Here is a 15785-nt window from a genome sequence, read left to right as displayed (position 1 = left end):
AGGCACTACAGAACCTAAGGCTTGGCGCTGACAGTCACCCACCACGGCGTATGCTGCTCGATCTGCACCGGCAACGTCGGCAGCAGCGCATTCAACGCCAGGGTTGTGTCATGCAGCGGGAAGCTGCCGGTGATCCGCAGGTCGGCCACATTGTTATCCACGCCCAGGTGCCCGGTGCGATAACGGCTGAGTTCCTCGATCACATCCCCCAGGCGTGCGTTGTCCACCACCAGCATGCCGCGCGTCCAGGCGTCGGTAGCCGGGGTGACGGCCAGCGTCGGGCCCAGCCCGTCGCTGCGCATCAGCACTTGCTGGCCTTCCTTGAACACCTGTTCGTGCGGCGACGTTTCGGGCTGGGCGCCGACGGCCGATTGCAGCACGCTCAAGCGCGTGGCGTGGTCTTCGCGCTTGACGATAAACCGCGTGCCCAGCGCCCGCAGGCTGCCGTCGCGGGTCTGCACATAGAACGGCCGCGCGTCGTTGTGGCCGGTTTCGACGAGGATTTCGCCGTCCTGCAACACAATCAGCCGGCGCTTTTCATCGAAGCGTACGTCGATGGCGCTGTGGGTGTTGAGGTTGATCAGCGTGCCGTCCGGCAACTTCAGCGTGCGCTGCTCGCCAGTGGCGGTGCGTTGGTCGGCCAGCCAATAGTGGATCGGTACGTAGCGCTCGCCGGCGAACAACGCCAGGCCGATGACCAGCGCGATGCTTGCCAGCCCGCTGCCGAGCTTGCGCACCCGCTGGCGAATGCCCTCGCGGGACTGCAACAACGCCACCCGCGCCGGGCCCGAGGCGGCGCTGAAACGCTGGTCGAGCATGCCCAACTGGCGCCAGGCGCGGGCGTGTTCTTCGTCGCTGGCCAGCCATTTGTCGAACTCTTCGCGCTCAACCGCGCTGCCGTCGCCGGAATCGAGGGACAGTTGCCAGGCAATCGCCGCGTCCAGCACGCGGGACGACACCGGTTTGGAGCTGATCGTGTTCACTGCGGCTCGCCATACAGCGCGATGTAGCACTGGCGAATGCCCTGGGCCAGGTATTGGCGCACGCGAGGCACCGACACGCCAAGGCGCTGGGCGATTTCGGCGTGGCCGAGGCCGTCGAGGCGGTTATACAGGAAGGCGGCGCGGGCCTTGCTCGACAGCTTGCCGAGCAGGCGGTCGATGGCCTTGAGGTCTTCGAGGATCAGTTGCTGTTCTTCCGGCGAGGGGTGTTCGCTTTCCGGGATCAGCATCAGTTCGGTGAGGTAGGCCTGTTCCAGTGCGGCGCGGCGGAAGTAGTCGAACAACAGGCCCTTGGCGATGGCCACCAGGAACGCCCGTGGTTCGCGGGGTTCGCGCAACTCGTCACGGCCGAGCAGGCGCATGAAGGTGTCCTGGCTCAGGTCTTCGGCGCGGCTCGGGCAGGCTACGTTGCGTCGCAGCCAGGCCAGCAGCCAGCCGCGATGGTCGCGATACAACGCGCCAACAAGCTCACTGCGTGGGGTCTGGATCGACGACAAGGATCACCTGGCAAACAAAACGTTTAAAATAACGAGAATTATTCGCGATTGTGTCAGAGCCGTAGGGTGGACGCAATTGGCGTCTGTCGGGTGGTGCCATTAAAACGATGGCGCTTGTTTACGCCGTTTCCATTGGCTCAAACGCTCTTGCAGGGCGTGGGGCGTGTCGATGAACTGCTGGCGCGCTCGGCTGAACAAGATGAGCATCAACTCGGCCGTGGCCAGGGCGTCGGCGCTGGCGTGGTGGCGTTCGCCGACCTGCAAATTGAAGTGGCTGATCCAGTCGTCCAGCCCGGCCTCGCGGATATGCGCTTCGGGGCACAGCAGCGGGGCGATGTCGGCCACGTCGAGGAACGGGTGGGTCAGGCGGTAACCCAGGCTGTCCTTGAGCGCCCGGCACAGCATGTGTTGATCGAATGGCGCGTGGAACGCGAGCAACGGGCTGTCGCCGACAAACGCCATGAAATCCAGCAGCGCTTCGACCGGATCACTGCCAGCGGCAATTGCACTGGGGCCGAGGCCGTGGATCAACACGCTGGGGCTGAGTTTGGTCTCGGCCCGTTGCAGGGTGCGTTCAAACATCTGCGAGAAATCCACCGCACCGTCTTCGATCACCACCGCCCCGATGGAGAGCACCTGATCACGGTTGAGGTTCAGGCCGCTGGTTTCCAGGTCGACGACCACCCAGCGTTGCGTGCGCAACGTGTTATTGCCCAGCGTCGCGGGCTCTGGCAGTTGCGCCAGGCGTTGTAGTTGCGCGCTGTCGAGGCCAGGCTTTTTCGCACGCAGCCAACTGAACAAACTCACAGCTGATACCGCAATGTCAGGCTGCTTTGCAGGCGTTGGGCCTGGCGCAGGGATTCGCGCAGGATGCGTCGGTCCAGGTGGTTGAGGCTGTCGGGGTCGACGCGGTTGGAATATGCCTGGTTTTCCCGCGTCTGCAACTGGTGCTGCTGCATGCGGGTCTGCTGGATGAAGTGGTATGCCTCCTCATAGGCGGCGCCGTCCAGCGGCTCGATGATTTCCTTGAGCACCAGTTGGCGCAGGCGCTCCAGGGTGTTGTTGGCGTGAATGCCATTGGCCAGGGCCAGCAGGCGCGCACCGTCGACGAAAGGCGTGAGGCCCTGCACCTTGAGATCCAGCATGGCCTTTTCGCCACCTTTGCGTGTGAGCACAAAGTCGCGGAAACGTCCTACGGGCGGACGCTGGCGCAAGGCGTTCTCGGCCAGCATGCGTTGGAACAGCCGGTTATCCCCAACCTGATCGAGAATGCCCTGGCGCAGTTGTTCACAGCCGCGTTCATCGCCCCACACCACGCGCAGGTCGAAGTAAATACTGGAGCCGAGCAGATTCTCCGGGGTCGCCTCGCGGATAAACGCCGCGAAACGCCGCGCCCATTCGGCCCGCGACAGGCACAGCTCGGGGTTGCCGGCCATGATATTGCCCTTGCACAGGCTGAAGCCGCACAGCGCCAGGCTCTGGTTGATCTGCTGCGCCAACGGCAACAGCTGGGCGCGGATCTGCGCGGCTTCGGCGGCGTCCTTGGCCTCGAACAGGATGCCGTTGTCCTGGTCGGTATACAGCGTCTGTTCGCGGCGGCCTTCGCTGCCAAAACACAGCCAACTGAAGGGCACGCCGGGGTCGCCTCTTTCGGCCAGGGTCAGTTCGATCACCCGGCACACGGTGTGATCGTTGAGCAGGGTAATGATGTGGGTGATCTGGGTGGACGACGCGCCATGGGCCAGCATGCGCTCGACCAACTGGCCGATCTCGCCGCGAATCGCCACCAGGTTGTCGACCCGGGGCGCGTTGCGGATGGTGCGGGCCAGGTGCACCAGGTCTACCCGTTGCAGGGAAAACAGGTCGCGCTCGGATACCACGCCACACAGGCGTTGCTCCTTGACCAGGCAGACGTGGGCGATATGTCGCTCGGTCATGGCGATGGCGGCGTCGAATGCACTGTGGTCTGGCGTCAGATAGAACGGCGCCTGGGTCATATGGCGTTCGATGGCCTGGTTGAAATCACTGGTGCCGTCGGCCACCACCTGACGCAGGTCGCGCAGGGTGAAAATCCCCAGCGGCGCCTTGTGCTCGTCGATGATCACGATGCTGCCGACCTGCTGCTCGTGCATCAGCGTCACCGCTTCGCGCAGCGGCGTGGTGGGGCTGCATGTCACCGGGTGGCGCATGGCCAACTCGCCGAGGCGGGTGTTCAGGGAGTATTGGGTGCCGAGGGTTTCCACGGCTTTTTGCTGGACTTGCTGGTTGACCTGATCCAGCAGACTGCTCACGCCGCGTAGGGCAAAGTCGCGAAACGGGCTGGAAAGCGCGAACAGTTTGATAAACGCCGGTTTGTTCAGCTGTAGGCAGAAGGTGTCTTCGGCGGCTTTATGCTCGGTGCGGGTAGCCCGTTCACCCAGCAGGGCAGCGAGGGGGAAGCATTCGCCGGTGGTGATTTCGAAGGTGGTTTCGGCTGAATCCGGGCGTTCGCCGACCACGCGGCCTTGCTTGACGATGTAAAAGTGTTCGACGGGCCCACCCGACGGCTTGAGGATGCTCTCGCCGGGGCCGAAGAAGCGCAGTTGGCATTGCTCCACCAGAAACGCCAGGTGGGCGTTTTCCATCTGGTTGAACGGCGGGAAGCGCTGCAGGAACTGCAAGGTGCCGTGGATATTCTGTAGTACGGCAGTTTTCCCCGCCTGGGCGAAGGCATCAGCTTTACTCATAACAGTGACCGCAATTTTATTGTCGTTATCGTCCTCCATGGTCGGCTCCTGCGGGGCGGGTGCCCATTGGACGTAAGTCTAGGTCCCGGGAGTCGGTGTAAACCTAGGGAAAAACCCTACATGAAGATTGTGCAAAACCCGTAGAACGCCCACTAGGCAAACTTTCCGACGAAGTGCACATTGTTCGCCCTTCCGCAGATGTCTGACGAGTGTGCTGGGAGATTGATGAGAACTGCTGAGAACCGTATGTCCGACCACGATATTTTGAGTGATGCCGAGCGCGAGGCGCTGAGCGCCGTGATGCTGGAGCCTGATTTACCGCCGCAACGGGTGTTGATCGTCGATGATGACAAGGACGCCCGTGAACTGCTGGCGGAAATCCTCGGGCTGGACGGCATTCGCTGCATGACTGCCGAGAGTGGCGAGGCGGCGTGGGCATTGTTGCAGTCCAGCGGTTCCATAGGTCTGCTCATCACCGATCTGCGCATGGCGCCTAGCAACGGTTTGGAACTGATCCGCAAGGTGCGCGAGTCCACGCGGGCGGCGTTGCCGATCATCATCATGTCGGGAGACGCGGAAGCGTTGGATGTGATCGATGCGATGCATTTGAGTGTGGTGGACTTCTTGCTCAAGCCGATTGATAGCGTGAAGTTGGCGAAACTGGTGAAGCGGGAGTTGGGGATGGTGCCCTGATTTTGTGGCAGCTTTGTGGGCCGCATCGGGGCAAGCTCCCTCCCACCTTTGACTGTGTTCACAAATCCGACGTTGACGGTACGACACAGACACGAGGTCGGTAGTAGGTCGGGTGGCGCAGCTGGCGCCGTTAGTCGGCGATTTGTAATAGCTGTCAATGTTGACAGTAGGCAGTAGAGGCGTGGCGCGTGTTAACTGGTAGTGGAAGCTTTTCCCGAAAACTTCTCCACTGGTAGACAGGAGTTCATCATGGTTACCTCCCCGCACCTTACTCAGCAAGAGTTTCAAGCTGCCTACGCGGATGTCAAAGCAGGGCTGAACCACGCAGAAATCCATTACACGTTAAATAACCAGAACCACTCTTTTACAACGGAAGGCGTCTCCGGCGGATTTAGCCAAACCTTAATATCCCAGGGAACAGGTGTAGCCATGGGGTGGAGGTACCCTGGCGGTCTGCAGGTAGGGCAAAACAGCTTTCTCTTCACGGCTCTTGGGAATGCAGTGTTTTACGCGTCAGTATTTGATACTTACCCACACGTTCTGAAAGGGACGCTAGAGGTGCTGGTCAAGATCACTGGAGAGGGCGATAAGGAAGTCGCCGAGATTACAGGGAAGATTAGGGGGGCAGTATTTAGCAACGGCACTGACGAAGTGACGGTTGATGGCGAGTTTAAGTACCTCTTTCCCTAAGCTCTCCTGAAGAAAAAGCCCCGGTCTCTCGACCAGGGCTTTTTTCATTTACAGGCCATTCTTGGCCTTGAACTCCCGACGCCGACGATGCAACACCGGCTCGGTATAGCCATTCGGCTGCTTCGTCCCTTCAATCACCAACTCCACCGCTGCCTGGAACGCGATGTTGCTGTCGAAATCCGGTGCCAGTGGGCGGTACAACTTATCCCCGGCATTCTGACGGTCGACCACCGGCGCCATGCGCTTGAGGCTTTCCAGCACCTGGGCTTCGTTGACGATGCCGTGGCGCAGCCAGTTGGCGATGTGCTGGCTGGAAATGCGCAGGGTGGCGCGGTCTTCCATCAGGCCCACATCGTTGATGTCCGGCACTTTCGAGCAACCGACGCCCTGGTCGATCCAGCGCACCACGTAACCGAGGATGCCCTGGGCGTTGTTGTCCAGCTCATTACGGATTTCTTCGTCGGACCAATCGGTATTGGTCGCCAGAGGAATGCTCAGGATGTCGTCCACCGACGCGCGTTCGCGCTTGGCCAGTTCGGTCTGGCGGGCGAATACGTCGACCTTGTGGTAGTGCAACGCGTGCAGCGCAGCCGCAGTCGGCGACGGCACCCAAGCGGTGTTGGCGCCGGCCAGTGGGTGGGCGATTTTCTGTTCGAGCATCAAAGCCATCAGGTCGGGCATCGCCCACATGCCTTTGCCGATTTGCGCACGGCCTTGCAGGCCGGTGCTCAAGCCGATGTCGACGTTCCAGTTTTCGTACGCGCCAATCCATTTTTCCGCCTTCATCGCCGCCTTGCGCACCATCGCGCCGGCTTCCATGGAGGTGTGGATTTCGTCGCCGGTACGGTCGAGGAAGCCGGTGTTGATAAACACCACGCGCTCGCTGGCCGCCTTGATGCAGGCCTTGAGGTTGACCGTGGTACGGCGCTCCTCGTCCATGATCCCGACTTTGAGGGTGTTGCGCGGCAGGTTCAGCACCTCTTCGATGCGACCGAACAGCTCGTTGGTGAACGCGGCTTCTTCCGGGCCGTGCATCTTCGGTTTGACGATGTACACGGAGCCGGTGCGGCTGTTTTTGCGAGTGCTGGTGCCGTTGAGGCTATGGATCGCGGCCAGGCTGGTGATCAGCCCGTCGAGGATGCCTTCCGGTACTTCGTTGCCGTCTTTGTCGAGGATCGCGTCGATGGTCATCAGGTGACCCACGTTACGCACAAACAACAGCGAACGGCCGTGCAGGGTTACGTCCTGGCCATTCACGCCGGTGTAGACGCGGTCGGCATTCATGGTGCGGGTGAAGGTCTTGCCGCCCTTGGCCACTTCTTCGGCCAGGTCGCCCTTCATCAGGCCGAGCCAGTTGCGATAGATCACGACTTTGTCATCGGCATCGACGGCGGCGACGGAGTCTTCGCAGTCCATGATGGTGGTCAGCGCGGCTTCCATCAGCACGTCTTTGACACCGGCGGCGTCGGTCTGGCCGACCGGGGTGCTGGCGTCGATCTGGATTTCGAAGTGCAGGCCGTTGTGTTTCAACAGTACGGCAGTCGGTTGTGCCGCGTCGCCGTGGAAACCGATCAGTTGCGCATCGTCGCGCAGGCCGCTGTTGCTGCCGCCCTTGAGACCGACGATCAGCTTGCCATCCACGATCTTGTAAGCGGTGGAGTCGACGTGGCTGCCGGCGCTGAGCGGTGCGGCTTCGTCGAGGAAGGCGCGGGCGAAGGCAATCACCTTGTCGCCGCGCACTTTGTTGTAGCCCTGGCCCTTTTCGGCGCCGTCGGCTTCGCTGATGGCGTCGGTGCCATACAGCGCGTCATACAGCGAGCCCCAACGCGCATTCGATGCGTTGAGGGCAAAACGCGCGTTCATCACCGGCACCACCAGCTGCGGGCCGGCCATGCGGGCGATCTCGTCGTCGACGTTTTGGGTCGTGGCCTGGAAATCTGCGGCTTCTGGCAGCAGGTATCCGATGTCTTGCAGGAAGGCCTTGTAGGCCACCGGGTCGTGGGCCTGGCCCGCGTGGTTCTGGTGCCAGGTGTCGATCCGCGCCTGGAAATCGTCGCGTTTGGCGAGTAGGGCTTTGTTCTTCGGTGCCAGGTCATGGATGACCTTGTCGGCACCGGCCCAGAACTGCTCGGCAGTAATGCCGGTGCCGGGAATGGCTTCGTTGTTCACGAAGTCGAACAGGACTTTGGCGACCTGCAGGCCACCGACTTGAACGTGTTCAGTCATTGCTTGCCTCACTCTGCACAGCTTAAGCGCTTTTTAGATTTTCATTATGTAGTGCCAGGTTGCGCATACTACATGATGACTTGCGGTTGTGAAAATTAGACTAAATACGTCGTTTAGCGACCCACTTTGGTCGTACGGTCACAGCGGAGAACCGGATGTTCTCAAAAAACTATTGGATTGTTCCAGATAAATATAAAAATGGTACACGATTTGTTATCAAGGGCTTCCGGGTCCACCTTGTAGATTGAATTCCAGAGGGCATCGCCATGGACCATCTTGTACTCACAATCATCGCCGCCGACAAACCCGGCCTGGTGGAACGCATTGCACAGAACATCGCCGCCCACGGCGGCAACTGGCTGGAAAGCCGCATGGCGCACATGGCCGGGCAGTTTGCCGGGATCCTGCGGGTCAGCGTTCCTGCAGAAAACCGTCAGGCATTGGTGGGCGCGCTGGAGGACTTATCCACACACGGCATTCGCGTGCTGGTGGGTGAGGGCAGCAGCGGGCAAGCTGCGGCGTCCAAATCCATCATGATGACGCTAGTGGGCAATGACCGTTCCGGCATCGTGCGTGAGATCACCGCGCTGTTGAGCAAGCAAGGGGTGAACCTGGAAAGCCTGAGCACCGATGTGCGCCCGGCGCCCATGAGCGGCGACCCCCTGTTTACCGCCGAGGCGCTGTTGCGGGTGCCGGCAGCGTTATCCCTGGACACCTTGCAGCTCTCCCTGGAAACCCTGGCCGACGACTTGATGGTGGAACTGCACCACGAGGAATAATCTGCCCACAGGGTTATGCATGGAAATCTTGCATGGGCCTGTGGATAACCTGTAGAGACCCGGCGCCAGGCCACGCCGGCCGGGCTTCTGCGCTGCTTGAGCAAAAAACGAGCAATTTCAAAAGCTTGTGCACAAATGGCGGGGATCAGGTTGTGGATAACCTTGGGGTGGATGTCTGCAAGCCACGCCCGCTGTGGCTTGCAGAGTTTTGTACGTTATTTGATCAGCGTTTGCGCACGCTCAGCCACGCATCCACGCTGTAAACCACCAGGCCAGCCCAGATAAACGCGAAGGCAATCAGCGTGCTCGGTGCCAGGTGTTCACCGAACAACAGCACCGCTTCCAGCAGCACCAGGGTCGGCGCGACGTACTGCAAAAAGCCCAGGGCTGTGTAGGGCAGGTGCCGTGCGGCGGCGTTGAAACACACCAGCGGGATCAGCGTTACCGGGCCAGCGGCCACCAGCCACCAGGCTTCGGACGTGCTCCAGAACGCCAACTGTGCACTGTGGGCGGTCGGGTTGAACAGCAACCACGCCACGGCAATCGGCACCAGCATCCAGGTTTCCACCACCAGCCCCGGCAGTGCCTTGACCGGCGCCTGTTTGCGGATCAAACCGTAGAACCCGAAGGTCAGCGCCAACACCAGCGACACCCAAGGCAAACTGCCCACCTGCCACACCTGCTGTGCCACACCCACTGCCGCCAGCCCGACCGCCGCCCACTGCAAGCGCCGCAGGCGTTCGCCGAGGATCAGCATGCCCAGCAACACATTCACCAGCGGGTTGATGTAGTAACCGAGGCTCGCTTCCAGCATGCGCCCGCTGTTCACCGACCACACATAGGTCAGCCAGTTACCCGCAATCAACGAACCGCTGAGGGCCAGGATCGCCAGGCGCTTGGGGTTGTCACGCAGTTCACGGAACCAGCCGGGGTGCTTCCATACCATCAGCAGCAAGCCGCCGAACAGCGCCGACCACAACACGCGATGCACGATGATTTCGGCGGCCGGGACGCTGGCGATGGCTTTGAAGTAGAGCGGGAACAGACCCCAGATGACATAGGCGCTCAGGCCCAGGATGTACCCCTTGCGGGGGTTGGCGGCGTGCATTGCAGAATCCTTGCTTAGGCAGCTAACAAAGGCGCGATTGTAAGTACATTTGCCAGGCAATGGGCGGTGCTTTTCTGTGGGACCCGACAAGCCAGCTCCCACAAGGAGAGGGGTTGGGTCAGAAGAGTTTCAGGGGTTCTTCGTTCAACGCCGACAGTTGCTCGCGCAATGCCAACACCTGGTCCCCCCAATACCGCTCAGTGCCAAACCACGGGAAGCTGTGGGGAAACGCCGGGTCATCCCAGCGCCGCGCCAGCCAGGCGCTGTAATGCATCAGGCGCAAGGCGCGCAGCGGTTCGATCAGCGCCAGTTCGCGCGGGTCGAAGTCGTGGAATTCCTGGTAGCCGTCCATCAATTCCGACAACTGTCCCAGGCATTCCTGACGATCACCGGCAAGCATCATCCACAGGTCCTGCACTGCCGGGCCCATGCGGCAGTCATCCAGGTCGACGATGTGGAACATCTCGTCACGGCACATCATGTTGCCGGGGTGGCAATCGCCGTGCATACGGATGTTTTTGTGCGGCGTGGCCTTGTACACCTCTTCCACGCGCTTGAGCAGGTCGCGGGCCACGGACTCGTAGGCCGGCAGCAGGCTCTTGGGGATGAAGTTGCCTTCGAGCAGGGTGTTGAGGGAGTCGTGGCCGAAGTTCTTCACACCCAAGGCTTCACGGTGTTCGAACGGGCGGGTGGAACCCACCGCATGCAAACGGCCCAGCAGTTGCCCTAGACGATACAGTTGGTCGAGGTTGCCCGGCTCCGGCGCACGGCCGCCACGGCGGGGAAACAGGGTGAAGCGGAAACCTTCGTGTTCGAACAGGCTTTCGCCGTTGTGGATAAGGGGTGCAACCACTGGCACGTCACACTCGGCCAGTTCGAAGGTGAAGCGGTGTTCTTCGAGGATCGCTTCGTTGGTCCAGCGCTGCGGGCGGTAGAACTTGGCGATCAGCGGCTCGGAATCTTCGATGCCGACTTGATACACGCGGTTTTCGTAGCTGTTGAGCGCCAGTACGCGGGCATCGCTGAGGAAACCGATGCTTTCAACGGCGTCGAGGACCAGATCAGGGGTGAGTGTTTCAAACGGATGGGCCATGCGAACTCCTGCGCGCAGCAGGGCGCCGCGTCCGGCCGGGTATGGTAACAGTGATAGGTGGTGACTGTGCGGACGCCTTCGCGGGCAAGCCCGCTCCCACATTCGACCGCATTCTCATGTTGGAACTCGGTCAACTGTGGGAGCGGGCTTGCTCGCGAAGAGGGTTTATCAGGCGCCGACGATGCCACCATCATCCCGCCGAATCGCCATCACCGACGAGCGTGGTTTACCGTTCGGCAAATGCTCCGGCCAGGTCGAGCCCCCGGTTTCCCCCGGATGTTGAATCCCCACAAACAGTGTCTTCTGATCCGGCGAGAAGCTGATGCCTGTCACCTCACATGCCACCGGTCCTACCATGAAGCGGCGGATTTCCCCAGTGGCCGGGTCGGCACACAGCATCTGGTTATTGCCCATGCCCGCGAAGTCGCCCGTGTTGCTGTAGTCGCCGTCGGTAAGAATCCACAGGCGCCCAGCCTTGTCGAAACCCAAGCCATCAGGACTGTTGAACATGTTCTGCGGGTTGATATTGGACGAGCCGCCCTTAGGTGTGCCGGCGTGTACACCCGGGTTGCCGGCCACCACAAACAAGTCCCAGCTGAACGTGGCGGCGCCGTGGTTATCGGCGTCGGCCTTCCAGCGCAGGATCTGGCCGTAGACGTTTTTCTCGCGCGGGTTGGGCCCGCCCACCGGCTGGCCGTCTTCGCCGCGCTTGGCGTTGTTGGTCAGGGTGCAATACACCTGGCCATCGGTGGGGCTGACCACGATCCATTCCGGGCGGTCCATGCGTGTGGCTTTCACCACGCTGGCGGCGAGGCGTGCGTGGATCAGCACCTCGGCCTGGCTGGTGAAACCTGTGCTGGCGTCGATGCCGTTCTTGCCGAAAGTCAGCTCGACCCATTGGCCTTTGCCCTTGGGATGGTCGGCGTTGCCGTCGCCGGCGTCGAAAATCGCCACGTACAAGGTGCCGTGGTCGAGCAGGTCTTTGTTGGCCTTGGGGTTCTTGTGGTTGATCTTGTCGCGGCTGACGAATTTGTAGATGAACTCGCCACGCTCGTCGTCGCCCATGTACACCACGGCGCGGCCGTCGCGGGTTTCGGCCAGCGCGGCGTTTTCGTGCTTGAAGCGGCCAAGGGCAGTGCGCTTGACCGGGGTGGACTTGGGATCGAACGGGTCGATTTCCACTACCCAGCCGTGGCGATTGAGTTCGTTGGGGTTCTTGGCGAGGTCAAAGCGCGGGTCGTGCTGGTGCCAGTTGATGTCTTTGCTGGCGGCCACGGCGCCATAGCGCTTTTGCCCGGCATCGAAGGTTTGTTGTGGGTTGGTGCTGCCGAAGCAGTCGGTGAAGTTCTCTTCACAGGTCAGATAAGTACCCCATGGCGTTTTGCCGTTGGCGCAGTTCTGGAACGTGCCAAGGGCCTTTGTGCCGCTCTTGTCGGCGCCGGTTTTCAGCCAGGCGTGGCCGGCGGCGGGGCCGCTCAGGCGGATCGGCGAGTTGCCGTGGATGCGCCGGTTGTAGCGCGAGTCCTGCACGAACTGCCAGGTATCGCCCTGGCGCCGCACTTCGATCACCGACACGCCTTCGCTGGCCTGGGCCTTGCGCACGTCCTCGGCCGATTGCGGCGCACCGCCGTGGGCGAAGAGGTAGCGGTAGTTGGTGTATTCGTTGTTGATCGCCATGAGCGCACGGTTGTCGTCGCCGGGGAAGGCGAACAGGCTCATGCCGTCGTTGTGGTCGCCGAACTGCTGCTCCTGGGCCAGGGCCGTGCCGTTGCCGGACGGGTTGAACGCCGGTGCGCTCTTGCTCAGCGGCTGGCCCCAACTGATCAGCACCGAGGCGCTATAGCCCGGCGGCAAGGTAATGGCGTCGCTGGTGGCGGCGGCGATGCTGGTGAAACCCAGCAACGGGCTGGCGCTTGCGGCGTTGACGGCCATCGCGCTGCGGCTCAACAGGTTGCCACCGAGGAACATCGCGGCACCGCACAGGGCACCGGCGCCGATAAAGCGGCGGCGGGTGAGGCCGACCATCTGTTCGAGGTCGGTGGCTTGGTTTTCTTCTAATAGGCTCATCGTCAGGCTCCCTGCGGTTTTTGCAGACACCTTAAGGAGCGCGCGTGACGAAATTGTTGCAGTTTGAGGATGGCCGTCGCCTATACCGGTGTGCCCAGCAGCACATTGCTCGGGGCGAATTGCACACGGATCGTCTGGCCTTCGGCGGCGCCCAGGGCCATGAGCTTGCCGGGCGGCGCCAGGGCGCATAAAACCTGGCCGTTGGGCAGGGTGATACGCACTTCGCTGGGGCCGTCTTCAGCGTCGAGAATCGCCTCGATCCTGCCGCTCATGCAATTGTGTCCAGGTGTTGCAGAGGACCCGGGCCCCAGCAATTCCAGCCAGCCGGCCTTGATCAGCGCGACCACTTCCACGCCGCTTTCCAGTTCCAGCCGTTGCGTGCTGTCGTGGGTGATCTGCGCTTGCAGCGTCAGGCCACCAGCGAGTTGCAGGCGGATCAGGTCGTTGCGGCCATGGCTCTCAATCGCCATGACCTGGCCGTGCAACTGGTTGCGCGCGCTGGTGCGCAGCATCAAGCGGCCAAGCAGGTTGAAGTCACTGGCGGCTTCATCCGAACCGAGCAGTTCGGCTTGCAGCACTTGCAGGCGCTGGTAGAGGCGCAGGACCCGCTCGCCCTCTGCCGTCAGCCTGGCCCCGCCGCCGCCCTTGCCGCCGACGCTGCGCTCCACCAGCGGTTTTTGCGCGAGGTTGTTCAGTTCGTCGATGGCGTCCCAGGCGGCTTTGTAGCTCAAACCGGCGCTTTTCGCTGCGCGGGTAATCGAACCCTGTTCGGCGATATGTCCCAGCAAGGCAATGCGCTGGGGGCGGCGGATGATGTGTTGGCTGAGGGAGGCTGGCAGAGACATGGCGATACGCTTGGATGAGATAAACAGAACGTTGCGGGCAAGGCGCGCTTGCGTCAAGTCAGGCCCCCGGTTTGGGCGTGCGGGCCAGGCAATACACATCGACTTGCCGCGCACCGGCGTTGATCAACAGGCGCGCAAGGCTGTGGGCGGTGGCGCCGGTGGTGAGTACGTCGTCGACCAGGGCGAAGTGGCGACCCGTCACCTCGGCATTGGCGGCCACGGCGAAGGCCTTGAGCAAGTTGCGTTTGCGCTGTTTGGCGTCAAGGGCTTGCTGCGCGACGGTTTCCTGGGGCCGCAGCAGCACATGTTCATCCAGTGCGATGTCGAGGTCGTGGCTCAGCCACCGCGCCAGCATCAGTGCCTGGTTAAAGCCGCGTTCACGCTGGCGTTTGCGCGCCATGGGCACCGGCAGCAGGCAGTCGGGGCGCGGGAGTTCGGCGTTGTCGAAGCGGTGTTGCAGGTGCTGGGCGAGCAAGCGCGCGAGCAGGTGGCCGAGCGGCCAGCGTGCCTGGTGCTTGAAGCGGCTGATCAGGCTGTCGACCGGAAAGCTGAAGGTCCAGGGCGCGATCACATGTTTAAACGCCGGTGGCTGTTTGAAACATTGTGCGCAAACCAGGCCGTCCATCGGCAGGGGCACGGCGCAAATCTCGCACTGCTCCAACAGCCAGGGCAGCTCGGTTTCGCAGACGTTGCACACACAATGGGCGGATTCCGTCGCTTCATCGCAGATCAAACAGGTGTGTTCGTTTTTTAACCAGATGTAAACCTGGTGTTTGTAGTCAGGTTGACAGTGCATGAATCTTCCTTAAATATGCCGAGCATCCGTGTCGTGTCTGTGGGTATTGCCCTTCCCACAGCGCTTGCCCAAGCATAATCAAGGAATCGCCCATGAGCGCCAGCACCACCGCCACCTTGCGTCACGATTGGTCCCTCGCCGAAGTCAAAGCGCTGTTCGTGCAGCCGTTCAATGACCTGTTGTTCCAGGCGCAGACCGTGCATCGCGCGCATTTCGACGCGAACCGTGTGCAGGTGTCGACCTTGCTGTCGATCAAGACCGGTGCTTGCCCGGAAGATTGCAAATATTGTCCGCAGTCGGGCCACTACAACACCGGCCTGGAAAAAGAAAAGCTGATGGAAGTGCAGAAGGTCCTCGAAGAGGCCGCCCGCGCCAAGGCCATCGGTTCGACCCGCTTCTGCATGGGCGCCGCGTGGAAGCACCCGTCGGCCAAAGACATGCCCTACGTGCTGCAGATGGTCAAAGGCGTGAAGGCCATGGGCCTGGAAACCTGCATGACCCTCGGCCGCCTCGACCAGGACCAGACCGCAGCCCTGGCCCAGGCCGGTCTCGATTACTACAACCACAACCTGGATACGTCGCCGGAGTTCTACGGTTCGATCATCACCACCCGCACCTACAGCGAGCGCCTGCAAACCCTGGCCTATGTGCGTGAGTCGGGGATGAAGATCTGCTCTGGCGGTATCCTTGGCATGGGCGAGTCGCTGGATGACCGCGCCAACCTGCTGATCCAGCTGGCCAACCTGCCGGAGCATCCGGAGTCGGTGCCGATCAACATGCTGGTGAAGGTGGCCGGTACGCCGCTGGAGAATGCCGAGGACATCGACCCATTCGACTTCATCCGCATGCTGGCCGTGGCGCGCATCCTGATGCCGCAGTCCCACGTGCGCCTGTCGGCCGGCCGCGAAGCGATGAACGAGCAGATGCAGGCCCTGGCGTTTTTTGCCGGTGCCAACTCGATCTTCTACGGCGACAAATTGCTGACCACTGCCAACCCGCAGGCGGATAAGGACATGCAACTGTTCGCGCGCCTGGGGATCTTGCCCGAAGCCCGCGAAGAGCACGCCGATGAAGTGCATCAGGCGGCGATCGAACAGGCACTGGTTGAGCAAAAAAGCAGCGAGCAGTTCTACAACGCGGTGGTTTGACGCCCATCTCTCTATTGGAATGCAATCCATTGTGGAAGCTGGCTTGCCTGCGATAGCGGCCGTTCAGACACATTGATGCTGAATGTGCCGCCGTCATCGCAGGCAAGCCAGCTCCC

General features: G+C 61.6%; 14 protein-coding genes. 4 read left to right on the top strand and 10 right to left on the bottom strand.

The features are described from left to right. Positions 1–14: 14 nt before the first annotated feature. The 4 genes from PSH81_RS24800 to PSH81_RS24785 all read right to left on the bottom strand — a co-directional run bounded on the left by PSH81_RS24800 (position 15) and on the right by PSH81_RS24785 (position 4224). Positions 15–983, bottom strand: a complete 969-nt coding sequence (locus PSH81_RS24800) for a FecR domain-containing protein (protein ID WP_226454484.1) — start codon at positions 981–983, stop codon at positions 15–17. Beyond that, positions 980–1498, bottom strand: a complete 519-nt coding sequence (locus PSH81_RS24795; protein ID WP_226454483.1) for an RNA polymerase sigma factor — start codon at positions 1496–1498, stop codon at positions 980–982. The genes PSH81_RS24800 and PSH81_RS24795 overlap by 4 nt, the downstream gene beginning before the upstream one ends. A gap of 99 nt (positions 1499–1597) precedes the next feature. Continuing rightward, entirely contained in the window at positions 1598–2305 is a 708-nt protein-coding gene (locus PSH81_RS24790; RefSeq protein WP_305391646.1) for a PolC-type DNA polymerase III, read from the bottom strand. Continuing rightward, on the bottom strand, positions 2302–4224 hold the full coding sequence (locus PSH81_RS24785; protein WP_305391645.1) for a putative nucleotidyltransferase substrate binding domain-containing protein: 1923 nt from the start codon (positions 4222–4224) through the stop codon (positions 2302–2304). Before PSH81_RS24785 ends, PSH81_RS24790 begins: the two co-directional genes overlap by 4 nt. A gap of 246 nt (positions 4225–4470) precedes the next feature. On the opposite strand from PSH81_RS24785, the gene PSH81_RS24780 reads away from it, so the two are divergent. Further along, positions 4471–4917 carry a response regulator gene (locus PSH81_RS24780; RefSeq protein ID WP_305391644.1) on the top strand — a complete coding sequence of 149 codons (447 nt, stop codon included), beginning with the start codon at positions 4471–4473 and terminating at the stop codon, positions 4915–4917. Between the two features lie 249 nt (positions 4918–5166). Beyond that, positions 5167–5607 (top strand): hypothetical protein, encoded by a 441-nt coding sequence (locus PSH81_RS24775; RefSeq protein WP_305391643.1) that lies wholly within the window; start codon positions 5167–5169, stop codon positions 5605–5607. 48 nt (positions 5608–5655) lie between these two features. Here PSH81_RS24775 and PSH81_RS24770 read toward each other — a convergent pair whose 3' ends face one another. Next, complete coding sequence (locus PSH81_RS24770) at positions 5656–7833, bottom strand: malate synthase G (RefSeq protein ID WP_305391642.1); 2178 nt, start codon at positions 7831–7833, stop codon at positions 5656–5658. A gap of 266 nt (positions 7834–8099) precedes the next feature. On the opposite strand from PSH81_RS24770, the gene PSH81_RS24765 reads away from it, so the two are divergent. Further along, a complete protein-coding gene (locus tag PSH81_RS24765) occupies positions 8100–8612 on the top strand; it encodes a glycine cleavage system protein R (RefSeq protein ID WP_305391641.1) in 513 nt (170 codons plus the stop codon). Between the two features lie 223 nt (positions 8613–8835). On the opposite strand, the gene rarD is transcribed toward PSH81_RS24765, so the two are convergent. From rarD to PSH81_RS24740, 5 genes are all read right to left on the bottom strand, one after another. Further along, positions 8836–9720, bottom strand: coding sequence for an EamA family transporter RarD (gene rarD, locus PSH81_RS24760; protein ID WP_226454477.1), 885 nt, complete (start codon positions 9718–9720; stop codon positions 8836–8838). Positions 9721–9838: 118 nt separating this feature from the next. Continuing rightward, entirely contained in the window at positions 9839–10813 is a 975-nt protein-coding gene (locus PSH81_RS24755) for a serine/threonine protein kinase (protein WP_305391640.1), read from the bottom strand. Between the two features lie 168 nt (positions 10814–10981). Continuing rightward, positions 10982–12880: a PhoX family phosphatase gene (locus tag PSH81_RS24750; protein ID WP_305391639.1), complete on the bottom strand. Its 1899-nt coding sequence runs from the start codon at positions 12878–12880 to the stop codon at positions 10982–10984. 80 nt (positions 12881–12960) lie between these two features. Continuing rightward, positions 12961–13725: a TOBE domain-containing protein gene (locus PSH81_RS24745; RefSeq protein ID WP_305391638.1), complete on the bottom strand. Its 765-nt coding sequence runs from the start codon at positions 13723–13725 to the stop codon at positions 12961–12963. 58 nt (positions 13726–13783) lie between these two features. Then, positions 13784–14521, bottom strand: coding sequence for a ComF family protein (locus tag PSH81_RS24740; RefSeq protein WP_305391637.1), 738 nt, complete (start codon positions 14519–14521; stop codon positions 13784–13786). Positions 14522–14613: 92 nt separating this feature from the next. Between PSH81_RS24740 and bioB the strand changes: the two genes are divergently transcribed. Then, the gene (bioB, locus tag PSH81_RS24735; RefSeq protein ID WP_192299833.1) at positions 14614–15669 is read left to right on the top strand and encodes a biotin synthase BioB; all 1056 of its coding nucleotides are present in this window, start codon (positions 14614–14616) and stop codon (positions 15667–15669) included. Positions 15670–15785: the final 116 nt, after the last annotated feature.

It is taken from the genome of Pseudomonas sp. FP2335, assembly GCF_030687535.1.
GTDB lineage: Bacteria > Pseudomonadota > Gammaproteobacteria > Pseudomonadales > Pseudomonadaceae > Aquipseudomonas.
Note: the sequence above shows the minus strand (reverse complement) of the source record. Positions and strands in the feature narration are given on the sequence as shown.